The 26,734-nt window shown below is 50.6% G+C and carries 16 protein-coding genes and 1 rRNA gene; 13 read left to right on the top strand and 4 right to left on the bottom strand.

Annotation, left to right across the window (positions count from 1 at the left end; translation table 11 throughout):
* Positions 1-123 precede the first annotated feature (123 nt).
* The gene (locus ACO6VE_RS15970; RefSeq protein ID WP_422447733.1) at positions 124-525 is read right to left on the bottom strand and encodes a hypothetical protein; all 402 of its coding nucleotides are present in this window, start codon (positions 523-525) and stop codon (positions 124-126) included.
* A gap of 344 nt (positions 526-869) precedes the next feature.
* Here ACO6VE_RS15970 and ACO6VE_RS15965 point away from each other — a divergent pair, with 344 nt between their 5' ends.
* The 5 genes from ACO6VE_RS15965 (at position 870) to ACO6VE_RS15945 (ending at position 5,775) form a co-directional block, all read left to right on the top strand.
* The gene (locus ACO6VE_RS15965) at positions 870-1,409 is read left to right on the top strand and encodes a TRAP transporter small permease subunit (protein WP_422462267.1); all 540 of its coding nucleotides are present in this window, start codon (positions 870-872) and stop codon (positions 1,407-1,409) included.
* Positions 1,406-2,782, top strand: coding sequence for a TRAP transporter large permease (locus tag ACO6VE_RS15960; RefSeq protein ID WP_422447737.1), 1,377 nt, complete (start codon positions 1,406-1,408; stop codon positions 2,780-2,782). The genes ACO6VE_RS15965 and ACO6VE_RS15960 overlap by 4 nt, the downstream gene beginning before the upstream one ends.
* A 308-nt stretch (positions 2,783-3,090) precedes the next feature.
* Positions 3,091-3,459 (top strand): glutaredoxin family protein, encoded by a 369-nt coding sequence (locus ACO6VE_RS15955; protein ID WP_422447739.1) that lies wholly within the window; start codon positions 3,091-3,093, stop codon positions 3,457-3,459.
* A 7-nt stretch (positions 3,460-3,466) separates the two neighbouring features.
* On the top strand, positions 3,467-5,263 hold the full coding sequence (locus ACO6VE_RS15950) for a DEAD/DEAH box helicase family protein (RefSeq protein WP_422447950.1): 1,797 nt from the start codon (positions 3,467-3,469) through the stop codon (positions 5,261-5,263).
* Positions 5,263-5,775: a hypothetical protein gene (locus ACO6VE_RS15945; protein ID WP_422447741.1), complete on the top strand. Its 513-nt coding sequence runs from the start codon at positions 5,263-5,265 to the stop codon at positions 5,773-5,775. Before ACO6VE_RS15950 ends, ACO6VE_RS15945 begins: the two co-directional genes overlap by 1 nt.
* 355 nt (positions 5,776-6,130) lie before the next feature.
* Here the strand turns inward: ACO6VE_RS15945 and ACO6VE_RS15940 are convergent, their stop codons facing one another.
* Positions 6,131-6,874 carry a glutamine amidotransferase-related protein gene (locus tag ACO6VE_RS15940; protein WP_422447743.1) on the bottom strand — a complete coding sequence of 248 codons (744 nt, stop codon included), beginning with the start codon at positions 6,872-6,874 and terminating at the stop codon, positions 6,131-6,133.
* A gap of 579 nt (positions 6,875-7,453) precedes the next feature.
* Between ACO6VE_RS15940 and ACO6VE_RS15935 the strand changes: the two genes are divergently transcribed.
* Together ACO6VE_RS15935 and ACO6VE_RS15930 are read left to right on the top strand one after the other, a co-directional pair.
* A complete protein-coding gene (locus tag ACO6VE_RS15935) occupies positions 7,454-7,939 on the top strand; it encodes a glutathione peroxidase (protein ID WP_101747585.1) in 486 nt (161 codons plus the stop codon).
* A gap of 46 nt (positions 7,940-7,985) precedes the next feature.
* Complete coding sequence (locus ACO6VE_RS15930; protein WP_422447745.1) at positions 7,986-9,098, top strand: PilT/PilU family type 4a pilus ATPase; 1,113 nt, start codon at positions 7,986-7,988, stop codon at positions 9,096-9,098.
* A 52-nt stretch (positions 9,099-9,150) separates the two neighbouring features.
* Here the strand turns inward: ACO6VE_RS15930 and ACO6VE_RS15925 are convergent, their stop codons facing one another.
* Positions 9,151-9,639: a GNAT family N-acetyltransferase gene (locus ACO6VE_RS15925; protein ID WP_422447747.1), complete on the bottom strand. Its 489-nt coding sequence runs from the start codon at positions 9,637-9,639 to the stop codon at positions 9,151-9,153.
* Between the two features lie 183 nt (positions 9,640-9,822).
* Here ACO6VE_RS15925 and ACO6VE_RS15920 point away from each other — a divergent pair, with 183 nt between their 5' ends.
* The 6 genes from ACO6VE_RS15920 to ACO6VE_RS15895 all read left to right on the top strand — a co-directional run bounded on the left by ACO6VE_RS15920 (position 9,823) and on the right by ACO6VE_RS15895 (position 26,272).
* Entirely contained in the window at positions 9,823-10,263 is a 441-nt protein-coding gene (locus tag ACO6VE_RS15920; RefSeq protein WP_422447749.1) for a hypothetical protein, read from the top strand.
* A 614-nt stretch (positions 10,264-10,877) separates the two neighbouring features.
* A complete protein-coding gene (locus tag ACO6VE_RS15915) occupies positions 10,878-11,366 on the top strand; it encodes a hypothetical protein (RefSeq protein ID WP_422447751.1) in 489 nt (162 codons plus the stop codon).
* Positions 11,367-11,608: 242 nt separating this feature from the next.
* On the top strand, positions 11,609-14,320 hold the full coding sequence (locus ACO6VE_RS15910) for a hypothetical protein (RefSeq protein ID WP_422462265.1): 2,712 nt from the start codon (positions 11,609-11,611) through the stop codon (positions 14,318-14,320).
* Positions 14,321-14,433: 113 nt separating this feature from the next.
* A complete protein-coding gene (locus tag ACO6VE_RS15905) occupies positions 14,434-20,433 on the top strand; it encodes a hypothetical protein (protein WP_422462263.1) in 6,000 nt (1,999 codons plus the stop codon).
* Positions 20,430-23,000 (top strand): hypothetical protein, encoded by a 2,571-nt coding sequence (locus tag ACO6VE_RS15900; RefSeq protein WP_422462261.1) that lies wholly within the window; start codon positions 20,430-20,432, stop codon positions 22,998-23,000. The genes ACO6VE_RS15905 and ACO6VE_RS15900 overlap by 4 nt, the downstream gene beginning before the upstream one ends.
* A gap of 137 nt (positions 23,001-23,137) precedes the next feature.
* Positions 23,138-26,272: a choice-of-anchor L domain-containing protein gene (locus ACO6VE_RS15895; RefSeq protein ID WP_422462259.1), complete on the top strand. Its 3,135-nt coding sequence runs from the start codon at positions 23,138-23,140 to the stop codon at positions 26,270-26,272.
* A gap of 340 nt (positions 26,273-26,612) precedes the next feature.
* Here the strand turns inward: ACO6VE_RS15895 and rrf are convergent.
* Positions 26,613-26,728 (bottom strand): 5S ribosomal RNA (gene rrf, locus ACO6VE_RS15890).
* Positions 26,729-26,734: the final 6 nt, after the last annotated feature.

The following is a 26,734-nucleotide window of genomic DNA, read 5'->3' as shown; positions in this document are numbered from 1 at the left end:
GATTAAAGAACAGTATCAAAGAACCAGTTGCACAATGCGGCCTGCGCGGGTGAACATAACACTCTGCTTATGCAAACTCATTTCGCATAAGCAACATAACCATCGCCCAGAAACCACGCCCTATCACCGGCCTTCGAGCCTTTTTTTTATAGCGATCATTGTGTTTGTTCTTGTATCTCTGTGTTGTCGCTGACGGACTTTTTTAATCATGTTTTCATGCCATTTGGGAAAATCAAGTATATCCACACCTTCCTCCTTACCTTTTATAACTCTGTCTCTCCATGCCTTCTTTGTTACAGGGAAAAGTTTCTCATATCTATCCTTTCTTACCATGTATTCCGTTTCTGTAAAATCATAGCCATATCCATTTGTGCGGCCATATTTGATTGCTTCTTCTATCCAGTCTTCAAGTTCATTAATATATTCAAACTCGGTTTTCATTTCTTCTTCTGTGACTGGTTCCTCGTCCCATTCAGCCCCAAGATAAAACTCTATACGTTCTCCCAAAAATCCAAATTCCGACATAATTTCTTGACCTGTCATCCAATAAACAACCAAGTATAGACTGCCCCCAAAGGACGCCCCCTCCCCCCTCTGCCAACACAATACCGGTAATCATCACCGGACACCTTTCGCGGCATGGAAAACATCAACCTTCACAAAGCTCATGAGCGGTCGTGAGATAGTGAAATTGCTCAACCCTCATGGGAAAGCCTATAATGGCCTCGCTTAACGTGTTCTGTTTACTGCACTTTTTTAATCAAGCATCAAAAATGCCCCTTTCAGGGTCTGGTAATGGAACACTGAAAAATAATGATAATAACAAGCAGCCAAGCATTGAATGCGTTGGCTGTCGGGGGAAAGACAGTATGAATCCCACCTGGAAACTTGCCAGGTCGGTGGTGGCCGCCATCGACCAATTCACAGAACACACCGGAAGATTGATCAGCTGGCTGACATTACTGCTGGTATTCGTCGTCTGTACCGTGGTGGTTTTGCGCTACTTGCTCAATATCGGCTCCATCGCCATGCAGGAATCGGCCATGTATCTGCACGCCATGGTCTTCCTGGGTGCCAGCGCCTACACACTCAAGCACAATGGCCATGTCCGGGTGGATGTCTTCTATCGAACCATGAGCCCACGGAAGCAGGCACTGGTCAACAGTCTGGGCACCGTGTTCCTGTTGCTACCGGTCTGTCTGTTTATTGGTGCGATGAGCTGGGATTACATCGCACGTTCCTGGCACATTCTGGAACAGTCCCAGGATCCCGGAGGGCTGCCTTTTATCTATCTGCTGAAAAGCCTGCTCCTGGTGATGGTGGTTACCCTTCTGCTTCAGGGCGTTGCCGAACTGATGCGTTCTCTGATGATCCTTACCGGTGCAAGCCGCCAGGAGGGCAGATCATGATGGACGCCATTCCTTTTCTGATGTTTGCCACCGTCTGCCTGGTGCTGCTGGCTGGTTATCCCGTGGCGTTTTCCCTGGCAGGTACCGCCTTGCTGTTTGCCGGAGCCGGATCACTGTTTGGCGTATTTGATTTCTCGCTGATGAACGCCCTGCCCAGCCGACTGTTTGGTGTTATCACCAACCAGACCCTGATTGCTGTGCCACTGTTTGTCTTTATGGGCGTGATGCTGGAAAAATCCAAAGTGGCAGAAAGCCTGCTGGAAAGCATGGCAAGGCTGTTTGGCAAAACCCGGGGCGGCCTTGGTCTCTCGGTGATTGTGGTTGGCATGCTGCTGGCCGCCAGTACCGGCATTGTCGGTGCCACGGTGGTCACTATGGGTTTGTTATCCCTGCCCACCATGCTGCGTCGGGGCTATTCCCCGGCACTGGCAACCGGTACGATCTGTGCCACGGGGAGCCTTGGGCAGATCATTCCCCCCTCCATTGCCCTGGTGCTGCTGGGCGATGTGTTATCCAGTGCCTACCAGCAGTCACAGATAAAGATGGGTGTCTTCTCACCGGATACGGTGTCGGTTGGCGATCTGTTTGTGGGTGCCATCATTCCCGGCTTGCTGCTGGTTTTCTGTTATGTCGTCTATCTGGTGGTGGTTGCCCGCGTTAAACCGGATGCTGCACCGGCACTGACCGACGACGATCTGGCGTCCATGGGCAGCAACCGTTCCCTGTTATCCTGCCTGTTGCCACCGCTGGTGTTAATTGTCGCGGTTCTGGGCTCGATCCTGGCGGGTGCCGCAACACCAACCGAAGCGGCCAGTGTCGGTGCGGTTGGTGCGATCCTGCTGGCGATTCTGCGCCGACAACTCAGTATCAAAACGCTGAGAGAAGTGGTTCGCTCAACGACACAGGTCACCTGCATGGTGTTCATGATTCTGATTGGAGCTTCCATTTTTTCCCTGGTATTTCGTGGCTTCAATGGTGAAGAGTTGATTCACAGCTATTTTGAAGCCATGCCCGGCGGGGTGTTTACTGCCGTACTGATTGTCATGCTGGTGATGTTTCTGCTGGGCTTTATTCTCGATTTTATCGAGATTACCTTTGTCGTCGTGCCCATGGTTGCCCCGGTGCTGCTGGCAATGGGGCTGGATCCGGTTTGGTTGGGGATTATGATTGCAGTCAATCTGCAAACCTCATTCCTGACCCCACCTTTTGGTTTTGCCCTTTTCTATTTACGGGGGGTTGCACCGCCAGAATTGGCGACAGCCGATATCTACAAAGGGGTGATTCCCTTCATCATCATTCAACTGATGGTATTGTGTGCGTTAGCAATATGGCCAGAACTGGCAACCTGGTTGCCGGATAAGGTTTATAACTAGTTCATGGTTTCAATGAGTTTGACGTGTACAGTCTCCGTTCACACTGAGCGGAGTCGAAGGGTGCTTGGCACGATCTATCAGAGTCCGGAGTTTCCGCCTTTAAGCCCTATGGGTCCTTCGACAGGCTTCAGGACGAACGGAGTGCGGAGGCACGATAACCACTCATTGAAACCATGCAAAATATAATTGTCATTTCTTATCCATGGCACATCATACATCGGGCACTTGATTTCGTATAAATCCATGGCCATCAGTCAAAGGCTTTGGCTTAACTGATACAATGGGACTTTTCACTGGTACTCAAACCTATGTTATTAAAAATTATTCGTAATGTATTAGGCTACGGTATTGCGGCAGCGGATAAGCTGACCCGCCCGAAAGCGATGGCACGTTCACCGGAGCAGCAGGCCCGGGTGGATGCACAAACAGCCGATATGACGCTCTACCAGTTCACGGCCTGCCCTTTCTGTATCAAAACCCGCAGGGCCATTCACATACTGGGCCTGAATATCCAGACCCTGGATGCCATGAACGATACTCAGGCCCGTAATGCGCTGCAACAGATGGGCGGCAAGGTTCAGGTGCCTTGCTTACGTATTCAGGAAACGGGCAAAGACGATATCTGGATGTATGAGTCCGGCGATATTATCCAATATCTGCAAAAGAGCTTTGGCTAATCCCGAAATGGTCTACCAGCTCCGCCCCTATCAAAAAGATGCCGTTCACAGTGTGATACGGCATTTCCGCAAATCCAATGACCCGGCCCTGCTGGTGCTGCCCACAGGTGCTGGCAAGAGTCTGGTTATCTCCGAGCTGGCCCGCATTGCCCGTGGCCGCGTTCTGGTTCTGGCCCATGTGAAAGAATTGGTGGAACAGAACCACGGCAAATACCAAAGCTATGGATTGCAAGCCTCCATCTTCAGTGCCGGACTTGGGCAGAAAGAAGCCTCTGAACAGGTGATATTTGGCAGTGTGCAAAGTGTTATCAGAAATCTTGAACAGTTCCAGAACGCACCGGACCAGAAAGCATTTACCCTGCTGGTTATTGATGAGTGTCACCGGGTATCCATGGAGAAAACCTCCAGTTACCACAAGGCCATTGACCACTTTAAACGCCTGAATCCAAACCTTAAGGTTCTCGGTCTGACAGCAACCCCCTATCGCCTGGGGATGGGCTGGCTGTACCAGTATTATCAAAGCGCTGAAAATAAGGGGACGGTCAGAACTGAAGAGCCTCGCTTTTTCCAAGAGTGCCTGTTTGAGCTGCCACTGTCTTACATGGTTGATAATGGTTATCTCACGACACCCGAGGTGGTTGATGCCCCCATTGTGTTCTACGACTTCAGCCAACTATCCCGGGATAGCTTTGGACGTTATGGCGAGCAGGAACTGAATCAGCTATTGAAAGGGAAAACCCGGGCCACCCGGGAAATCATCAATCAGGTGAAAAAAGAAGCCGCTACCCGTAAAGGTGTCATGGTGTTTGCCTCAACAGTAGACCATGCCCGTGAGATTATGGGTTACCTGCCAGACGATGAGAGCGCCCTGATTATTGGCGATACGCCCGCAAAAGAGCGGGACCGTCTGATTGCCGCGTTCAAACAGCAGCAGCTTAAATTCCTGGTGAATGTGTCAGTGCTCACCACCGGTTTTGATGCCCCCCATGTAGACCTGATCGCCATACTGCGGCCAACAGAGTCCGTCAGCCTTTATCAGCAGATCGCTGGCCGGGGGCTGCGCCTGGCACCGGACAAAAAAGAGTGCCTGATTATTGATTACGCGGGCAACCGCTTCAATTTATACAGTCCGGAAGTGGGCGAACCCAAACCGGATTCCAAAGCGGTGCCCGTCACGGTGCCCTGTCCTGCCTGTGGCCATGAGAACCATTTCTGGGGAGTGGTCGATGGCGATGGCGATCTGGTGGAACACTACGGTCGACGCTGTCAGGGCTTTGCAACGTTTTTGGCGGACAACGGCAGCGAAGTGAAAGAACAATGTGAGTTCCGCTACCGCTTTAAGGAATGTGACCAGTGCGGTGCTGAAAACGATATAGCCGCCAGAAAGTGTCACAGTTGCCAGCACGGACTGGTTGACCCGGATAAAAAACTTCGAGAGGCTCTCAACCTGAAAAACTGCCTGGTGATCCGCTGCTCTGGCATGGAAATGAATGCGGATAAAGACACTCAGGGCAAACAGCGCATCCGGATCACCTACCACGATGAAGACGGTGCCGAAGTCAATGAGTTCTTCAGGCTGGATACCCCTTCACAGCAAGGTGCGTTCTATCATCATTTTGGCAAGCATGCCCTGATTAATCGTGCTGAGCCATTCCGGGCGTCAACGGTGGATAATGTTATCCACAGCCGCAAGAAATTTCGCAAACCTGACTTTGTGATAGCGCAGAAGGAAAAGCATTACTGGAAAATCATTGATAAGCTGTTCGACTACGATGGCAAATACCGCAAGGCCGAAGCGCTCTGATGCACGTCACTTATCACATAACCGGGCAAACCCAGAACCGCATCAATCCGTTGATGATTAAATACAGTCCGAAGCATACGCTGGTCATCTGGGTTGCCTCACTGGCCTGTTTACTGATGCCGATGCTGGTCTTTCGGAACAGCCTGAGCAACATTCTGCTTTCCGGACTCTTTGGCTCTGCCTTAATTACTTTCCTGATACTGAACCTTGGCCTCAGGTATGCCGTGCATAAACGCTTTGGTCTTCATTACCAGCCGGACCTTGACCTGGAAACCCGCACTCTGTGCCTTGAGGAACATGGCATCAGCATCCATTCATCATTACTGAAACCGGCTTTTCGACCCTACAAGCAGGTAAAGATGATCACGGTAGAAGACAATATTATTGTCATCGCAGGAAAAAGCGGCTGGCTGGAGATGATCCCCCGGGATCAGGTTACAGAAGGCAACTGTGGATTATTGCTGGATACGCTCTGCCAGAGAGCCGGGAAAAAAATAAAAAGTTCCAGCTGAGGCAATAAAGATAAACTAAAATTTTGTCAGGTAAACAGCACTGCACGGTTTGAATAGCGATGTGCAAGCTCCCCGTTATTACTCTGTTATTGGTTACCTTATTATCTGCCTGCATCACAGAAAGTCCGGTACATGGCAATAAATATGCTGACAAAAAGAGCGTCAGCGGCTGGCTGGAAATACCACCAAACCCTGAGATGCTGAACATGGCAAAATTTGCGGCCAGGGACTTACAAAACGACTCGGTACTGAAAGTAACAGAAGCAAAACGCCAGAATATCCTTGGCACCTGTTATCTGCTTGCTTTTCAAATGAGCAGTGGTACACAGTGGCAAGCGGAACTTTACCAAGACCCTTACGGTAAACTGACTCTGCTTGAATTGTTAAGCCCATTTCCCGCAAGAAAATGAACGATAGCCTCGCCTGCTTGAGCCCGGTCATCAGGCAATCCAACCGCTCCCAACGCCTTATCAATTAATCGATCACCCACCATGGTGCGCAGCCTATCGCACACATCCATAAAAAATCCGTCGACAAATTCAGGATGCGCCTGCCAGGTCAGGATGGAAGACCCCCGTCGAGTAATGGCGTTCTCGCAGAAATCCGAGGTTGCCAGCACGGCAAAGCCCGGAGCCACTTGATCCACCTGATCCTGATGTACCGCCAGAACGCGAATCATGCTACCGGACTTAAAACACCCGAAATCACACAGCGCTTTCACCGGATAAGCACCTAACCCCCATCCTCCGGGAAACTTACGAACACTGCCTCCCAGGGACTGATGAATAATCTGATGACCAAAACAGATGCCCACCAGCAATGCATCACACCTGACAAGGTCGATAATCAACAGCCTGAGTTTCAGGATCCACGGCTCTGAATCATAAGCAGAAGACTTGCTGCCACTGATAATCCAAGCGTCACATTGGTCAACGGAGGATGGAAAGCGGCCTTGATAACAGCGCCAGACAGAATACTGCCACTGACCTGGCATCACCCGGTCAACCATCATTTTGTAATCATTATCAAAGGTGCCAAAACGCTTAATAGAGTCTGGATGATGTTCATCGCACAATAAAATACCCAGTCGTCTGTTCAATGCCAGCTTCCCCGAAACCTGTCTTCTGCATTAGTACAGTCTATATCGACAAGAAGCCCATTGCGGACACAAAGCAAACATACCTCCCAGAGCTGCTATACAAAACCATGGTTGCTTCTGCAACTCACAAAGCTGATATCCGTTGCCCCCACGCCGAGGCCATAACAAGCTTGAACAAATAATTAAATTTTTTTTCATCCAGAACTTGCGTTATCCACACACCCAACATTATAATGAGAATCGTTATCATTAAGATTAAAGATGTTTCATATCAGGCTCAACCTGACTCTCCCCAAGCCTTTGTTGAGCCACCCAAGCACTTAACCTGTTGACTTATGGAGGGACTGCCATCGAACGAAATTTCAGACCTGACTAACTGGCAAATGCCAGTGATTCGCAAATCCTCATCTTTAGGGCCTGAATTTCAGGCCTTTTTTTTGTTGTTTCCTGATCCGATCCTGTCCATTATTGATAAGCTGAAAAATTGCATGTTACGTGTGCAGCAAGATATTGGCTATCAAGCACCTTTCGGATGGTAACCCTGCTGCATTGGTCTAATCAGAAAAAGAGCCGCTACCGATGGAACTACAGAAGTACAAAATGCCCTTGCTTGGCGGGGAAATGAAAGAACTCGCTGACTATGAGAACAAGGTCATTTTAATCGTCAATACTGCCAGTAAATGTGGCTTCACTCCCCAGTACCAAACCCTTGAAGAGCTATACAACAAATACAAGGACCAGGGGCTGGTCATCCTGGGCTTCCCCTGTAATCAATTTGGTCGTCAGGAACCCGGGGGCAGTGAAGAGATTGGTGCTTTCTGTCAGAAGAACTACGGGGTTACCTTCCCGATGTTTGAGAAAATTGAGGTGAATGGTGATCATGCCGCGCCACTCTATAAAGATTTAAAATCCGAAGCGCCCGGACTGCTGGGTACTCAGAAGATAAAATGGAACTTTACCAAGTTCCTGGTCGGTCGTAAGGGCGAGATCATTGACCGCTATGCCCCCACCACCAAGCCGGAAGATATCGAAGAAGACATCTGCAAAGCATTAAGAGAGAGCTGAGCGAGCCGACAAACTAAGAGTCTCAACAACCTGACACTCTTATACCGTGGATATTAACAAAGCACTCTCCCTGCTGGCTGATCGCAACGGTTCAGAACTGTTTCTGACGGTCGGCTACCCCCCCTGTTTGAAAATCAATGACCAATTGGTACCAATAGCCAACACCTCGCTGACCAGCGAGCAGGCCCACCATATTTTTGCCAACATGATGGGCGAAGAGCGCTTTAAAGAATTCTGTGAGACCCGTGAAAGCAATTACGCGATACAGAACCCGGAGTCCGGTCGTTTTCGTATCAGTGCGTTCTTCCAAAGAGGGGAACCCGGAATGGTGATCCGGCGCATTCACCACCATATTCCGTCCCCCCGGGAGCTTGACCTGCCGGAGATTTTCTGCGACCTGATTCTTCAGGAAAGAGGTTTGATCCTGATTACCGGGCCAGCAGGTGCCGGTAAAACAACCGCGATGGCATCCCTGGTGAACCATCGCAACACTACGGGTAAAGGGCATATCATCACCATTGAAGACCCTGTTGAATTTATCCACAGCCATAGGCAATGCATCGTCACCCAGCGAGAAGTTGGACTGGACACCCAATCTTATGAAGAAGGTCTGTCGAACGCCCTGCGTCAGGCACCCGACCTGGTGGTTATTGGTGAGATCCGCACCCCCGAGGTGATGAGGCATACCATTGAGTTTGTGCAAACGGGTCACCTCTGTATTGCAACCCTGCATGCCAACACGGCCTATCAGGCGCTGGAACGCATCATTCACTTCTTCCCCCGGGAGCAACATGAAGAGGTTCTTCTGGATTTATCACTGAGCTTGCAGGGAATCCTCGGGCAACAGCTGCTCAGCTCTGAAGATGGTACGGCCGCCTATCCTTCCCATGAAATCCTGTTAAATACACCGGCGCTGGCCGATCTCATCAAAAAAGGCAAAGTGGATGAAATCCATGACCTGATGGAGCGCTCCAAAGACTCGGGTATGCAAACCATTGACCAATCCATTTTCAAGCTGTTTGAGGCTGGAAAAATCACCGCCCAGCAAGCTATCCAGCATGCTGACTCCTCCAATAACATGCGCCTGCTCATAAAGATGCATGGTCATCAGGGAGGGGACGATAATTCTCTGTCACACTTGACCATTTCCACGGATTGAAGCAGCCTGAGCATAACACGGTGCAACAGGTATTTATCTGCTGCACAACCACCTATCCATGCTCTTCTATTAATGAACGCTGCCAGATGGATGTATCAATAACCTGATCAAACTTAACACCACAGCGCTCCATCACTCCCACCTTTCTATACCCCAGTTTCTGATGCAATGCCTCGCTGCGCTGATTGGGCAGGGCAATCACACCAATCATTTCCCGAATCCCCAACGCTTTTGCCGCACTGAATAACGCCTGATACAACAAGGTACCGATGCCACGTCCACCAGCACCATCGCGCAAATATATGGAACCTTCCGCCGTATACCGATAGGCGGCCCGAGCATGATAATGGGCAGCATAGGCATAGCCGAGCACCTCACCCTCTTGTTCATAGACCAGAAAACAGTGTGCTTTCTCCAGCCTTTTCCCGATCTCTTCAGGGGTCACAGGATTAACTTCAAAAGTAACCGTACTGTGCAAAACATAGGTGTTGTAGATATCCGCTATCTGGGCACAATCATCTGGTTTGGCGGTTCTTATCATCAATGTACTGCCTGTCCATCACAAAATTATGTGAATGCAGCATATTTGAAATAACCATGGAAATCACTGCAAACCGACATGATTGTGTCAGCACCACTGACCGGCCTGTTATCACCTTTGCAGGGAACTAAAGGTACGATCTTCCTATCAAATTCTTTGAACAAACTATTGAGGATCATACCCATGACAGGAAAAACACACTTAAGCATATTCTTTGCAACACTGCTCTGTATTAGCTTTTTCAGCTTTGCGGAACCTGCTCAACCATGGAAAACGGGGAACATAAAGTTGTATGGCTTGCTAATACCAGTAATCCAGGCAGAAGAAGGAGACATCAATGGCTTTATTGCCTGTTATTCACATGACATGGAAATGCCATCTTACCCCGTAGAAGAAGACATTTACGTAAAAGGCTTTGTCTCTATGGAAGGGGGGCAGTACAAAGGACGCATTTTTCATCCCGAAGGGTATTTAGATATGGATATCAGCCCTGTATATACAACACCCAGCACTATATGCCAGGAGTACATACCCTCCTGCCAAGATGAGAACACTGAATGCTGGGCAGGCGGTGATACCGGCGGCTACTTTGGTCACCTTCTTCGGGCAATTAATGCCGAGTGATACTCTTTCGGAGTCGTTCCCGGTGTTCCGGGGCTGTCACGAAAGTTGCACAAGCACTGAAACCACAAAGACCACCAAGTATATTTATATAGGCTTAGTGCTCTTTGCGGTTCCTGAAAACGCTTTTTGATCTGTCTTTTACGACAACTTCTTCCCTGTAGGAATACATACCAAACCTCTCCGCAAATTCAACACCGCCATTAAACTCTCATGTCACCTTATCCATTAACATCACTTTTCAGGTGTCTGCTATTGCCCGGAAAGATATACATGGACCAATTCATGAAATTCGTTGATTTCAGAACTGTGTCAAAATGTGATTCAAAAACACAATAAGAAAAGAGGTTACTTCATTGATATAAGTCAATTACCACACATGTGACTCTGTATGTATTTTACGCAAGCCGCCATCGGCATACCGAGCATTTACACTTCAAACAAGCAGTGCAAAGCCTCAACAAGAGTGAATTCCACAAGCACCTTGTTGCATCAACTAATATCTTGCGGCTCTTTTTTGAAAAATTTCTTTAACTTGAGACGTTTTGAGCCCGCTGCCCATAACGACAGTTAAGCGGTTTAAAGCAGTATCAATGAATACCGTGAGGGTATTTTTTGTGAACCGAATGATAAGTGTATTCATGGCCGTTGTGCTTGCGGCCTCGTTTATGATGTCTACTGCACAGGCTGCAGAAAAAGTCCGCTCCCAGATGCTGGCCTATGTGGTCACCAGTGAGAATGGTAAAGAGACCCTGAAGAAAGCCGCCACTGCCGAGCCGGGCAACGTACTGGAGTATCAGCTGGCCTATACCAACACCTCAGCCGAGGCCATGTCGGGCCTGAATGTGGCGGTGCCGGTACCGGCCAACACCCGTTATCTGGACAAAACCGCCATTACCGTAGTGCCCAGCCGCTTTGAAGTAAGCATTGATGGCGGAAAAACCTGGGAAGGTGAACCGGTTAAACGACTGCGTAAAGATAATAATGGCCAGCTGAAAGAGGTGGTGATTCCGGCCACGGAATACACCAACCTGCGCTGGCTGGTTCAGCGTCCATTGAAAGGGGGCGAGGTTCAGCAGTTTACATATCGGATTCAAGTGATCTGATTCTACGCAACCAGCCCACTGCCATCAGAAGAAGAACAGCGCAGCCTCTCCACGGGGTGCACCCACCGGGGAATTCTTGAAACGCTTGTTTGACACCTTGGCCTGGTGCCGGGAGATGACGGCTTTGTCCACAGAAAAAGGCAAGTCATCAACAAACGTACAGAGAGTGGTAAAGCAAAAATAATTTCAATTCAACAATGATGCACAGAGCAATGCTTGGTCGAGGGGTCAAAATAAAGACAATGTACAGCAGTAATCGACAGCCCATTATGGCGTTCTGGACCCTTGCCCTGTTAGCCATTTCGATGCTTTGGGGGGCATCGGCTTATGCTTTTACTCCGGCAGGGACGGTGATTAAGAACCTGGCGACGGTGACCTATCAAGATAGTCTGGGTAACAGTTATACGGCGCAATCCAACGAATCTTCTGTTACCGTGGCGGAAGTTTTTTCAGCCAGGCTGGAAAAAGACGGGCAAACTAAAGATGGTGCTCCCGGGCAAATCGTTTACTTCCCGCACCAGCTGATCAACGATGGTAATACTCAAGACCGTTTCCAGCTGGAGGCAACAAACAGCCATGACCTAAGTGAAGTAAAAGTCTATCTGGATACCAACGGCAACGGTCAGCCCGATGACAATGAACCCGAGATCAAACTGGATGAATATCTTAAAGTCGCTGCTGGTACCACAGCCAATCTGGTGGTGTCTGCTCGGGTGCCTGGCACTGCTCAGACCAATGATAAATATACATTGCTTATGAACGTTGCAGCACCAAACAACTCTTCTTTTGGTGGTGCAAATCAGGCAACAAACACTAATACCATCACCGTAACCACAGGCCCGGTAATTGTTGCAAGCAAGCAGGTGGTTAAACATATTCCTGCTGAGTTTGGCTCGGACGGAAACCCAAAAGCAAATACAGGTTCTGTCACCTACCGCATTAAGATTACCAATAATGGTTCTCTGTTGGATGAAGGTGGCATTTATGACTTCCTGCCCCACCTGCTTGATTTGAGCAGTATTGAAAACCCAGAGGGCCAGGATGCGCGTCTGAGTGGTTTTGTCACAAACATAGACAAGCCTGCCAACATTGAAATTCCCTATTTTCCTCACCATGCAAAAGCCTTATACATGGATCTGAAAAACCTGGATACCGGGGCTACAGTTGCCTTTGAGTTTACTGCTACTTACCCAGACAAGGATGTAGACGGTAATAGCTTAACGTTTTATGCCAACGCTTTACTGCAGAACAAAGCGTTTGTCACTTTCGGTGACAAAGTGTCAGAAACCAATCTTGTCTCCACAACACTGCCCCAGTTCTACGGCGTCGAGGCTGGTGAAAATAAGACTTTGCCTGAAGAACCGGCCGGTGGCATTGCCGAGTTTACCAACACTATCGTAAACCTGGGTAATGGTGCAGATACATTCAACCTGACTTTCAGTAACCACTCGTTCCCAGAGGGCACAGTACTCAGCCTCTGGGACTCAACCGGTAAAACCCCTCTGAACGACACCAATGGTGATGGCACTGTAGATACGGGCACACTGGGTAAGGACGGCAAAATCACGATTATGGTCAAGGCCCAGCTGCCTGTGGGTGGCAAAGACACACCATCAACTGTCACACTCACTGTGACCTCTGCCGGTGATGCTACTTTTTCTGACTCTGTGATCAATACGCTGGAAAAAATCACAAAAGAAAGGATCGATCTGGCTAACTATAAAGTCGAACAGGACGGGAGCGATGTAGAGATTAATTTCCCTGCTGGATCTGAAATTACGATTGAGAAACTATTTGGTATAGACGACGCACACCCTACGACTGCTGGTGCTATATCCACAATCTCCCTGAAGCCAGGCAAAGTCGCCAAATTTGGTCTCTATATTGCCAATGAGTCGGCAACGGCCAGCAGCTTCAGTCTCTCCTCAGAGATTGACAAGAATCCTGGCTGGAAAGTGACCTATATCCATAAAGGTATTTTTGAGAACAATAACACCGATGATGGCAAGGAACTGATTCGCGCCACTGATCGGCCAATCACCTCAACACCCAGCCTGCCCGGCAATTCATTCATGAAGGTCATTGCCCAGGTTGAGATTCCGGCGGATGTGAGTAACGCGAAAGCAGGTGATTACAACATCACTTTCACCATAAACTCCAACATTCACAGTCTGAGCAACAGCACCACCAACAAGATCACCATCAAAAAAGATCTGTTGCTGGAATTCGGCCCTGGCGGTGCCAATCAGGTCGAAGCGGGCGGTATTACGTTCTATGACCATGTGCTGAAAAACCTGAGTAACACCAATCTGGAGGTCAGATTCCCTGCTGTCACTCCACCCTCTGGCTGGATCTACCTGATCTACACGCGGGATGCTACCAACGAACTCAGCGCTGCACCTGTGTCAGGACCCATGACATTGACACCTGGTGAAACAAAAAACATTGCCGTAAAAGTGTTTGCTCCTGCCAACGCCCCGGCTGGTTATGTCTTCAACCTGACCTTGGGTGCTGAGGGCAAATCAGGGGAAACTGTTATGGAAAAGGTATTCCTGACCAACTCCACCACCGTTATCAAGGGCCAGGTTGTACTGACCAAAAAGGTAGCCAAAAAGGGTTCCTCAGACTTTCAGACCCAACTGAAAGATGTTAAACCTGGCGAAACCGTTATCTGGCAAGTAAACGCTGTCGTCCAAGGTTCTGCAGATGCTCACAATGTGGTGATCACTGATGCTGCCCCTCCATTTACCCAACTGACTTCAGCTACCAGCAAATCAGCTAAAGCAGGTAACCCAACAATTACTGAGGGCGAAGGGGTTGCAGTTGTTAACGAAAACAACAGCATCACCTTCTACGTGGGTAAAGGAGCAACAGCGACTTCCGGCGGTACTCTGAGTCCTGGTCAACACGTTACCATGACCTTTGAAGTGACTCTGGATCAATCAAATCCATAACCGCTCTAACTCTCTTCTGCGCTCCCCACGCAGAAGGGCTCTCCCTGCGCTTTGCCAACAGAGCCCAGCGAAAGCCAAAGAAAAACAACAACCCGGATATTACGCAGTTATTCATGTTGAAGCGCCTTCTGACCATCGCCCTGCTCACCCTGCTCTGCCTGCTGGCAGGCTTTGGGGCGTGGGCGATTACCCCGGCGGACACTATGATTCTTACCCAGGCCAATGCCAGCTATTTTGATACCCAGCACGGCACACCGGCCATCGCTATTTCCAATCAGTCCTGGGTCATGGTCGGGGCAGTGCATGCCTTTGAACTGAAACACGACCAGAACCTGTCTGGTATTGCCGGGCAGCAAGTCTATTTTGTGCACAGGCTAACCAATCTGGGTAATACCGCCGACCGTTATCAGTTGTCGTTTATTTCAGCCAGGGCGAGCGGCCTGACCAATCTGCAGGTATTTGAATATCGGGGTGCCTTACCGGCACCGGGCACGCCTTCACTGACGCAGACCCGTACCCTGCAACCCGGAGAGAACATGCAGCTGATCATCCTGGCTACCATTCCAGCTGGTGCTGCCAACGAGGAAAGCCATTCCATCATTCTGGAAGTCAGCTCAGAGCAGGACAACACAGTCAAGCAACAAGCCACGGATCAGGTAACCATCAGTGATGTGGCGGTTCGGCTGAATAAAACCGTTAGCAAAGACAAGGCGAAAGCGGAAGATACTCTGTACTATGAGATCCGGTACCAGATTCTGGGCAATAAACCATTGCCCCACGGCACCACCACCATCGATGGCAAACCGTTCCACGGTATACTGCTGGAAGATATTCTGCCGCCACAAACCACCCTGGATTACACCATACCGGAATTTGCTCCCTACCAGGCCATGGTGGTGCTGCGGTTGGAAGACGGCAACTGGCAGAGATTCGAAAACTGGAATCGCCGACTGAAACCCACCCGTATTGGCCTTATGGTGCCCGCTGCCCAGCTGCAGCCCGGCCAGACGGGGCGGTTAAGTTTTGCACTACGCATCAACCCGAATGTCAGCAGCGGTACGCTGATTGAAAACCGGGCACGCCTATACAACAAACTGGATTACGAAACTGTTGAGGCTCGTAAGGCACTGGTTGTCAGTAACCCGGCGTACACCCTGGTTACAGAGGCCGAAGACACCATTAACCCGGAACCCATCCTCCGTTTTATTGAGCCTTCCGGTGCCAACAGCGCTCCGGACTTTTATGGTGAATTTACTCCCTCTTCTGTTTACTACCTGAACATCGACAGCCCTGCGACAAACGGTGACGTTTATCTGGAGCTGGAAGGGGGAAATTTTGCCCAATCCAGAGAATCCATAGATACCATCGAGTCGGTCACAGTTCGCTCCGACCGTGGCGATTCGGTTCGGGTAAAGCTGCAGGAAACGGCCATCGACAGCGGTGTGTTTCGCAGTGTATCACCACTGCGGTTAGCCACCGACCAGCAGGGCAATAATGGACTGTGCCTTTCTGCCAAAGCCAATAGCAAAATCGCCCTGGCGGCCCAACCGGATTACAGCCAGCCGGGCAGCAACTGTTATCTGGCCTCGCAGATCAATGACCAGCTGGTGGCTTCGGTACAAGACCCGGTGACTCAGCAAAACTACACAGCCAGGGCAACAGTCAGCCCGGCGGGTACGGTGTTCAGTTCCGATAACCTGGCACCGGTGGCGGGTTCGCGTGTTGAGTTTTTTAATGTTTCCGGTAATCCGGCACTGGATGAAAATACTCGCACACAGTCAAATACCGGGGTATCGGATGCCAATGGTCATTTTATCTATCCCCGGTTACCCGAGGGGCGCTACTTTATTCAGGTCACTCCTCCGGTTAATTATGCTTTTCCGTCGAAAATGGCACCCGCCATGATGCCCGGGAAAAAGATTCATGATGCCTCTTATGGGCGCAGTGGCATACCTGAGGATGATAATGCACCACAGCCTTTTGCTTTAGCACGGGGGGGCATCAATACACAGGGCACTTTTGAGGTGAGCAGTGCCGGTGTTGAGGTATTTGATGTACCCGTGGATGCCATGGTCGCCCCGGGCGGCAGTCTGACCCTGCAAAAAAATGCCGATCGGGATGAGATCGCCCCCGGAGAGCGGATCCGCTATGAGCTGAAGTTGCACAACCCCGGTAACAATGATCTGTTTAACCTGTCAGTTGTGGATACCCTTCCCCACGGTTTTAAGTACGTGGCTGGCACCACAAAGATCGATGGTATTACGGCATCAGACCCGGTGGGAGCACCAGGGCCTCAATTGCGCTTTAGCCCTCAGGCGGCACTCGCCAGCGATGATGAACTGCTTATTACCTATATTCTCCAGGCCGGTGCCGGGGCCATCGACAGCGATGGCATCAACCGTGCCACGGCCACCGCCAGCAAGGGTGTGACCGGACAGCGGATCAGTTCCAACGAAGGGAAAGCGGAGGTGACGGTTCGCATGACCGGCGTGCTCTCCGATAAAGCCATTCTGTTCGGTAAAGTGTTTCTTGATAGCCAGTGTGCAGGAGAATCCGGCTACGGGGTGCAAGACAGTAACGATTGGCCTGTGGGTGGTGTACGCCTTTATATGGAAGACGGCACCTGGGTCATTACCGATGAATACGGCCAGTACAGCCTGATGGGCCTGAAGCCCGGCAACCATGTACTTAAGGTAGACCCGGTCACCCTGCCTGACGGGCTGACCCTGAAACCGCTGGATAACCGCCACGGTACCGACGGCAACAGTCGTTTTGTCGATCTGACACCCGGCGAAATGCACCGGGCTGACTTTGCCGCACAATGCCCTGCCACCGACGCAATTGTTGAACAGATCAAAGCCCGCAACGAAAGCATCAGCGGCGACTGGCTGCTGGACGATGCGGCAAAATATAACCGCAGCAAACCGTCAGAAACCGCCGACGCCAGTGGCGACCTGTCCAATGGTGTGATTCGCGCCCCCGAAGCCAACCAGCAGGCTGAACAAAAGCAGACAACCGAAGCACTGCCTGCGGACAGCAAAAAAAAGGAAACAGCAAGCGCAAAAATTCCTCTACCCAAAGAAGCCATAAAAACCGTCACCCGCCAGCAGGCCGAAAAAGGTACCTTCCTCTGGCCGCTGCAACAAACGGCCGATGGTCGCTTTATGGCGGTAGTGCGTGCCGGAGTACAACCAACGTTGTATATCAACGGTGCAGCCGTAGCGAATGACCGCCTGGGTGAGCAGCTGCTCAATAACCGTGAGCAGGCCCAGCTGCTGGCCTGGTACGGTGTCTCCCTGCAAGAAGGTGAGAACCGGGTGGAGATAAAAGCCACCGATATGTTCGGCAATGAACGACTGTTGGCGGGTAACACCTTTAGCTACGCCGGTTCGGCTGCTTCTATACAACTGGTGCCTTCTGCCAATGTATTGCCAGCGGACGATGGTCAAACCCTGCTGCCAGTAACGGTCAAATTGCTGGATAACCACGGCCTGCCTGCCCGGGGTATCTACTTTATCACCCTGGAAAGCACCGCTGGTCGCTGGCATGAAACCGATATTCAGGATCAGGAACCCGGGCATCAGATTCGTATTGATCACGGTGCAGCCACGGTAAACCTGCGCTCCGGAAACGAGACTGGCCCGGTTACCCTCAGGGCAACCACAGGGCAGCTGTCCGGTGAGGCGACCATCACCCAGGTAGCCCCTTCCCGGCCGTTAATGGCGGTGGGCCTGGTAGATATCAACAGCGGCACCATGCCTGACCTGCTCTCGGCCACGGAAGATGAAAAGGTGACCCGCACCCGTGCAGCGATGTTTGTCAAAGGGGATATCGCCAAAGACACCCAACTGACCCTCTCCTACGACAGTGATAAAAACGACGATGCCGAACTGTTCCGTGATGTGGATCCGGATGATTACTACCCCATCACCGGCGATGCCAGCGAGAAAGGATACGAAGCCCAGAGCCGCAGCAAACTCTATGCAAAAATTGAGCGCGGCCTGAATAGCATTATGTGGGGGGATTACCAGACCAACAGCCAAAGTGCGGAATACGATCTGGCCAAAACCCAGCGCAATCTCACTGGCATCAACGCCATCTATGACAATGGCAGCACCCGTATTCAGACCTTTGCCGCCCGGCCGGAAAACAGCTTGCGCAGCGAGATCATCGAACCCAATGGTACAGCGATGAACTACCGGCTGGCAGGTGCACCCATTGTCCGCCACAGCGAAACCATCACTCTGGAAGTGTGGAGCAGGGATAATCCGGGCCTGATGCTCAGCTCCACCACCCTGGGCCGGGGCAGCGACTACACCCTGGATGAATTCAGTGGCTATCTGAAATTCACTGCTCCGGTCAACCGTCGGGATGACGAGGGCAACCCACAGAAAATCCGGGTGAGCTACGAGGTGGAGGACGATGGCGAAGCCTATACCGTGGCCGGTGGTCGTGTGCAGCAGAAACTGGGGGATCAGGTCACCGCAGGCATCAGTTACACCCTGGATCAGCACAGTACCGAAGGCAGTGAGATTGCCGGTGTCTGGGTTGAATACCAGCCAACGGAGAAAACCACAGTCGCCATTTCCAGTGCCAGGATGACCGGTAAAACGGTGGACGATAACAACCCCTCGCTGATTAATGAGCAGACCGGCAACGCCACCCGTATCAAGATTAAACTACAATGGTCAGGTAAAGGAGAAACCGAGATCACCTGGGCGAAAGCGGATCAACACTTTACCAACAGCAGCGGCGGAGTATCTGTCGGCCGGGAAGAGAGCAGTGTTAAGCACAAACAGTCACTGACTGACAGCCTCGACCTGAGAGCCGAAGCGGAAGTCAGCCGCTCGGAAGACAATAGCAACGGTTCCGGCGACAACGCCGGTGTTTATCTGGATAAACGAGTAGGCAACGGCTGGCAGTTAACCGCCGGTAGCCGGTACATTCGTCAGCGCAGTGATGAGGACCATAATGAATACCTGACCGTTCAGGCGGGTGTTGAAAAACGTTTCACCCTGCTGGATAAGGACGCCTCCCTCTCTGCAGAATATGAACAGGCATTTACCGACAGTCGTTGGCGGGCTGCGGTGGAAAGTGACTGGCAGGTTGCTGAAAAAGTCTCCGTGTATGGTCGGTTTGAACGGGATCACCACCTGGGTCCGGTGTCTGGTGACAGCGATCGCAATGAGTTCTCCTTCGGGGTCAAAAGTGACTGGTTGCCCAATACCGACACCTATTCCGAATACCGTATGCAGGGGGCTACCGATGGTAACCAGCTGGAGTGGGTCAACGGTGCGGATACCCGGTTGGAAGTGACCGAAGGCTTGTCACTCTCCCCCAGTGTCGAGTGGATTAACACCCTCAGTGGCGACAGCAGCAATGACGGCCTGGCCATCTCTGTGGGTATTGACGACAAGCGCCATGGTAATCAGCGGGCTACGGGGCGAATAGAGTATCGCTACGGACAGCTGCAGGATTATTACGGACTGGATGGTGCCATTGCGCGACGGTTAAATCGTGACTGGGCTGGCCTGATCCGTGAACAGTTCCGGCTGGAAAACCCGAAAGATGGCGAGGGTGATCAGCGACTGGAACATGCTTTTACGCTAGGACTTGCCCGTCGGCCAAAACTGAACAATGTCCAGCACGGTCTCTATCTGTATCAATGGAAAGAAGAACGGGATGAAAATGATGACCGGGAGGAAGATCGCCGGGTGCATCTGCTCTCTACCCATCAGAACCGTAAAATCCGCCCGGGCCTGACCCTCTCCGGCCGCCTGGGTAGCAAATGGGTCACCGATGAATTTGACGGAGACCCCTTTGACAGTCAGACGACGGTGTTCGACGGTCGCCTCACCTGGGATTTGAACCGGCGCTGGGATATGGACCTGCGCAGCGGCCTGCTCAGTGTGAATGGTGACGACAGTGTACGCTGGTCAGCTGGTGTCGGCCTGAATTATCTGGTCGCCAGTAACCTGCGGGTGGGCGTTCATTACAATATCGAAGGTTTCCGGGACGACGATCTGGACAGCGAAAAATACAATGCTGAGGGAGTGCATCTCAGCCTGCAGTTCAAGTTCGATGAATCGCTTTTTGACTGGTTTAGATCATGAGCCGTTTAGTAACCCCTTGTTTCTACGCCCGGCTCTGCTGGCAGAGTATTGCCCTGTGTCTGCTCAGTCTGCTGATCGCTGGCCCTGTTCTGGCTGCCACCCCACCGGGAACCCTGATCCGCAGCCAGGCACAGGCGTATTTTCTTGATGAGTATCAGCAAAGTTATATGGTCAACTCCAATGAGGTGACCACCCTGATTCGGGAAGTCACTGGCGTCCGTTTGGAAAATAGCCAGCGTCTTTTGGGAAAACCGGGTGATGAGCTGGTGTTTCCCCATCGGCTAATCAATAGTGGCAATATAACCGCCAGCTACCAGCTGACGGTTACCCACAATGCACTGCTTTATTTTGATAAAAACAACGACGGTCAGACGACAGAGGAAGACAGGGTAACAGGCCCGGTCCTGCTGCCCCCCGGTGACAGCAAAGGCCTGTTGGTCAAGGCCTGGGTGCCGGATAGTGCTGAAACAACGATTACTCTTTCTGCCCGGGTTATTAAGCCCGAGTGCAGTGGGGTCAATGAGCATGAGAGCCAGGGTCGTTTTCAGGCCGTAAATTATGACACCATGTCTCACAGTCTCGGGGTTGTTTATGAGGTGACTCAGAGGGCAGACAAAGCGGAAGCCACCATTAATGACACGGTGACCACTACGTTGTCATTTGCCCGTCGGGATAGTCATAGCGATAACAGCGTTGTGGAAATGCTGTATCGCCTGCCAGCTGAACTGGACTACGTAGGCGGTTCCACATGGCTGTATAGCGATGACGGGACTGAAAAGGTACACATTTCCGATGAGGGTATTCGCACTCCGGAAGGTCTACGTTTTCGCCTTGAGCAGTCTGTTAATCAGGCTGGTGTTCCGGTGCATCGCCATGACGGGAAGCTGGTATTTGAAACCCGGGTGAAAAGCGGCACCAATCAAACGCTTTACAATGTGGCTGAATATACCTTCTGTGAGAAGGGTGGAGATAAGCCCTGCCCGGATAATGTCAAACAGAATACCAACTCTGTCCCTCTGACCATCAAGGGGTTTGGTGTTGCCCTGAATGGCAGCCCCTACAGTTCTGAACCATACATCGGAGAACCGCAAATAGTGGTATCCGCTACTGCAGGAGGCATCGCGGAATTTACCAACTACCTGTGGAACCGTGGAACAACAAATAGTCAGTACAAAGTTACCCTGGAAAGCAGTAACTTTCCTGAAGGTGCTCAATATTGTTTAACGACAGCGGATAGCGGATGCTCTCCTTTTATTGATCAGCCGGAGCTGCTGGTAAACGACATTGAGTCAGGCAGTTACCGTGAGATCAGGTTGCTGGTGAAATTACCAGAGAACAGCCCTGGTCAGCAGGCTGATTTCTCTCTGCAATTAAAAGCCACTGATATCCTTGCCAGCTATAAGGTGGAGGATACCACTGAGAATATATTGCTACAGATTGAAGGCTCCGCTGACTATTCGGTGGACCTGACCTGTGAAAATTGCCAGAACGGTAATGGCGCTGGTCAGGGGCCGGAAGACAGTGCGGTGGTTACGCTGACCGGCAATGCGGGTGAGACTCTGCGGTTTGAACATATTGTCGTCAACAATACAGGCAACCGGGCCGACAGTTCTTTGCTGGATCTGCTGCCCAAAGAAGGGGTTACTTTGCCGAATGGTATTCGCTGGTCCTTCGTTAATGAGTTTAATCAGACGGTCACTGGTACCGGCGTATTGGTTGCCGGTCAGCAGCAAAAGCTGAGCCTGTTGGTGGAACTCCCCGATAATCTGCTACCGGGCACCTGGTCCTTTTATGTAAAGGCCGCTTCACCGGTTAACCGGGGTGTTGCTGATCAGCTGCACCTGGCCATGATCGTTGAGGAGCAACAGCAAATCACCCTGACACATAACGGCAGAAGTCAGGTATCCCCTGGCAGCTTTGTCACGTTTATTCATCAGTTAAGTAACCCCGGCAACCAGACGGTCTCCGGGATTACCCTGCATCTGGAAGATTCCCGGGGTGGAGAGGGTTGGCAGTCACTGGTTTACCACGATACAAACAGCGATGGCCGGATAGATGGGGATGATCCGTTGATTCAGGGTGAATTCTCACTGCCCGCCAAAGAAACACGCCAGCTGATCGTCAAGGTATTTGCCCCGGCCAGTGCCAGTCCGGGTAGTGAAAATATCACCACGTTAACCGCACGGTTTGGCGGGCAACAGTCTGTGGCGGTCACAAACTCATCAATGGCCAACAATGCGATTGTGGTAATCACCAAAATACAGGCGGAATGGGACTGTAGCAGCTCGCTGCCAACGCATTTTTCCAACGAGACTTTCCCGGTCAAACCGGGTGAGTGTGTCGTTTATAAGCTGACCGCTACCAACCAGGGCAGTGAGCCGGTTCATAATGTGGTGATTTATGACAAGGCAACGGATTTTACCCAGCTGCATAATCTGCATGGTCTTCCTGAAATGAGTGACGGAGGAGAGCATGGCGTGTCCGGTCAAACGATCAACGCTACCTGGAGCCAGGGGCTAATGCCAGGGCAGTCGGTATGCCTGAAGTTTGGGATTCAGATTCAATGAGTGGTTTTTCATGCTGCTATTTAAAAGTTAATAGCCGTTTATTTAAGACGTTGGCCTGGTGTTTTTTTGTTGTTTTGATGTGTTTTTTTTCCTGTAGCCTTCAAGCCAGGATCCAGATAGAAAGCCATAATAGCTGGTTGGCAATTATAAATGCTGTTAAAGCTAACCTGCAGGGTCCCGGTGTTGAGATCAGTAACATCAAAATTGTTAAGGCTGCTTATGACGATGATGACAGCTATTCCCAGGTTGGTACTTTCAGCAATGGCACTGAAAATTACACCCCCAATATTGGTATTTCTAAAGGACTGGTAATTTCCACAGGAAAGGCGGGTACACTTGGCTATTATAATAAGGATAAACTTGGTACAGCATTCATAAAATTTGGTCGCGATCCAGACTTGGCCAAGCTCTTCGATGGAGAAGTTTGGCAGCACGATCCTGTCATCATCACATTTGAAATCAAGCCAAAGTCAAACAATATTTCAATCGATTTTGTTTTCGGCTCTGATGAATATGGGGGCTGGCTCGAAAACTTGGGAAATATTGATGCTTACGGTTTTTTTATCAGTGGGCCGGATATTCAGGGTGGCTTTGCAAACCGGGCAGTGAATTTAGCTACTCTGGATAATGGTGACCCCGTCTCCACAAAATACGTGAATCAAGACAAAAACTCCGAATACTACATCGATAACGGGGATCATCGAGGTAAGCACGTTGCTATGAGGGGGGTTACCAAAGTAATTAACCGTTCAATTCCGGTAATACCAGGTGAGTGGTACCAGGTTAAAATAGCCCTCGGTGAGAGGGGGATCGGGGTATATGACTCCAGCGTTTTTATCGGCCAATTTAAAAGCGAGCGATTGTTTAGCGGTCGTCTATTTCATCACCGGCTTGGCAGTGTTAATGAAGACCGTTTGGCCGAAGGTGATGAAAAGGCGTTTGACTATTTTAGCAATGCCCGCGTGGTTTTGTTTGATGCCCATAAGAATAAGATGGAAACAAAAACCGGGCCGAGGGGAGAGTACCGGTTTATCGTTAAAGACCAGGGCCGTTACCAGATAGCCGTTGATGCTGCCACCCTGAAAGCTGCTCACGATGTTAATGTTTATTATCCTGAACAAACCTGGAGCAGTCGTGGTGGCCGGTGTATTGGCAAAAACTACAGCGATGTGACGTTAACAACTGCCGGTTATTGCTATGGTGGGAAAACCGGTGGTCTTAGTGACGAACTCAAGAATCAGAATACACCTGAAAGTGCAGAACACCTGATTGAAGTACCCGCTGGATTACACGACTATAACCGTCTGAATTTTGGTTTCAGCTTTGATGTTGTTACCCAGCCAGGGGATACCGGGCAGGGTAGTTTGCGTCAATTTATTGCCAATGCCAATGCCGGTGTCGGTACGGGAGAGATGCTATTTGTGCCGACAGTGCATCCGAACAATGGTACAACCTGGAAAACTGATCTTCAGACGTCATTGCCTGCGATTAAGCGAAGCCAACTTATTATTAATGGCAGAGCGTTCAGCCTGACAAACCCGGAAGAGCGAGTTAATCCCGATCCTCAGAAAATCAAGGATGGGCTTAAAGCAGGAGCCGAACAGAAGTCATTACCATTTTGGCAAGCCCCGGATTTACACCTGGAAACCAAAGTATCGCAGGAAGCCATCTTGCAATTGCAGGGAAGTGGTCAGAAGGTGCAGCACATCGCCTTGACCAATGGTTCCGGCAACACCGGCAATATGAACGGCATTATCGCATCCAGTGCCTGTAATGAAGGGTGCAGTGTGGTTAATACCGTGATTGGCAAAAACCCGGTTGGTGCCCCTTCACCCAAGGCTTTTTATCGTGGCATTGATGCTCCCTATATCAACCATGTACGACAGGAAAACGGTGTTTTGATTGTGGAGGGGTTTGCCATGCCGAAGGTCAAACTCGAGTTTTACAGCGTCATAAACGGCGAGTATCGCTATTTGTTTGAGAGGATCGAAGGTACCAACGACGATAAGGATAACGGCAGAGCCACTTATATAGACCCGGTTCAGGGCAGCAAGCTGATCACCCAGGAACAGTTCCAATTCACAATTCCCAATATGCCGCTCACCGGATCATTAGCGGCTATTGTTATTGATGATCATGGCAATACCTCGGAGTTCAGTGTGGGCACTACAGGCTCTGTTCCGGGCTCTATCAAAACCGATATATGGCAAGACCAGAACCGCGATGGCGAGAGACAGGCCAATGAAACCGGCTTTCAAGGTATTCATGTCAGGTTAACTAAATTGGATAAAGTGTCTGGCATGCCTGTGTTGCAACGAGAGGATAAAACAGACGCAAATAGACTGTTAACCTTTGCTGATGTTCTTCCGGGAAATTACCAGGTTGAAGTTTTACCAGACCAGCCCGGGCTGAAAGACTGGCAACCCGGAGCGAAGGGCAACCCTGTTGAACTGACCGTTGCAGCCAGTCAGAAATCACCAGCGATGTTTGGTTATGTACTGGGCACTCCGGAGTTGACGCTGACGCCGGATTATCAACGGGCGGTGGCACCTGGTCTGGCGACCCGGTTCACCCATACATTTTTCAGCTCTATGGTGGGTAATGCCAGGCTCAGTTACCAGTGGCTCGATAGCAGTGGTCGGCCGCTGACATTGAACTGGTCAGTACAGCTGTTTGAAGCCGACTGTGATCAGGCAGTAAAAGACAATATCCAACTATCTCAGCCCATTAGACTGGAGGCCGGTCAGAATATCTGTTTTGATGCTTCGGTTTTTGTTCCTGCAGAAACGCCGTCCGGTTTCAGGGCAACGCTGGAGATCACGGCACAGTTCACCAAAGCGCCTGCCGGGATAATGGCAGAGCATGGCCAGGAAGAGAAAATTACCCGAAGGATACGCGACACCATTACTGTCACCACCGGCAGCAGTGGACGACTGGTACTGAATAAACAAGTGCAAAATATGAGCGAAAGCACAGGCCCATCCACTGCCAATCAAGCCAGCCCCGGTGACATGCTGAGATACACCCTGTTTTTCAGTAATCCGGGGGCTGGGCCCATTCAATCGCTGTCACTTCGGGACAGCACGCCGCCCTTCACATCGCTGGCCAGTGAAGTTCAGTGCCCTGAAGCGTTACGCGAAACATGTAAAGTCAGAACCATCGATGGTAAGGAAACTTATCAAGGATATCGTGGCGATATTATCTGGTCATTCAGCGAGAAGTTAGCACCCGGTGCCAGTGGCAGTGCCAGCTATGACGTGATAATTGAATGACCGCTGAGAGTTTCTGTTCCGGGAAGTGGTTAGGAGGAGGAATTTAAATCAAAGGCTTTATTGCTATGCAGGGACAATACCATGGCAACATTTTTCATCCCGGGTTATTCCGATATGGACATCACTCAGCTATATTCCATGCCAAGTATGATGTGCCAGGACGACATACCAGCCTGCCAAACTGGAATCCAATGCTGGGCAAATGGTAATACAGCTGGCTTTTTCAGTGGCCTCCGTTGGGCAATTAATCCACTTTATATTTTTTCGCTACAATGCAAAAACCCCGACAGATTGCTCTATCGGGGTTTGCAACCTTGAGCGAACTCAAGGTAAAAATGGTGCCTGGCGATGACCTACTCTCACATGGGGAGACCCCACACTACCATCGGCGATCGGTCATTTCACTGCTGAGTTCGGGATGGGATCAGGTGGTTCTAACCTTCTATGGTCGCCAGGCTAATT

It is taken from the genome of Endozoicomonas sp. ALB115 (assembly GCF_049310245.1).
Taxonomy (GTDB): domain Bacteria; phylum Pseudomonadota; class Gammaproteobacteria; order Pseudomonadales; family Endozoicomonadaceae; genus Endozoicomonas.
The sequence above is the reverse complement of the archived record's forward strand: the minus strand, read 5'-3'. Positions and strand labels throughout refer to the sequence as shown.

Excerpts from the sequence above, each read along its gene's own strand:
- ACO6VE_RS15960 (WP_422447737.1), top strand. The coding sequence starts at position 1,406 with ATGATGGACGCCATTCCTTTTCTGATGTTTGCCACCGTCTGCCTGGTG.
- ACO6VE_RS15900 (WP_422462261.1), top strand. The coding sequence starts at position 20,430 with ATGAGCCGTTTAGTAACCCCTTGTTTCTACGCCCGGCTCTGCTGGCAG.
- ACO6VE_RS15965 (WP_422462267.1), top strand. The coding sequence starts at position 870 with ATGAATCCCACCTGGAAACTTGCCAGGTCGGTGGTGGCCGCCATCGAC.
- ACO6VE_RS15925 (WP_422447747.1), bottom strand. The coding sequence starts at position 9,639 with ATGATAAGAACCGCCAAACCAGATGATTGTGCCCAGATAGCGGATATC.
- ACO6VE_RS15970 (WP_422447733.1), bottom strand. The coding sequence starts at position 525 with ATGTCGGAATTTGGATTTTTGGGAGAACGTATAGAGTTTTATCTTGGG.
- ACO6VE_RS15935 (WP_101747585.1), top strand. The coding sequence starts at position 7,454 with ATGGAACTACAGAAGTACAAAATGCCCTTGCTTGGCGGGGAAATGAAA.
- ACO6VE_RS15910 (WP_422462265.1), top strand. The coding sequence starts at position 11,609 with ATGTACAGCAGTAATCGACAGCCCATTATGGCGTTCTGGACCCTTGCC.
- ACO6VE_RS15945 (WP_422447741.1), top strand. The coding sequence starts at position 5,263 with ATGCACGTCACTTATCACATAACCGGGCAAACCCAGAACCGCATCAAT.
- ACO6VE_RS15920 (WP_422447749.1), top strand. The coding sequence starts at position 9,823 with ATGACAGGAAAAACACACTTAAGCATATTCTTTGCAACACTGCTCTGT.
- ACO6VE_RS15950 (WP_422447950.1), top strand. The coding sequence starts at position 3,467 with ATGGTCTACCAGCTCCGCCCCTATCAAAAAGATGCCGTTCACAGTGTG.
- ACO6VE_RS15955 (WP_422447739.1), top strand. The coding sequence starts at position 3,091 with ATGTTATTAAAAATTATTCGTAATGTATTAGGCTACGGTATTGCGGCA.
- ACO6VE_RS15905 (WP_422462263.1), top strand. The coding sequence starts at position 14,434 with ATGTTGAAGCGCCTTCTGACCATCGCCCTGCTCACCCTGCTCTGCCTG.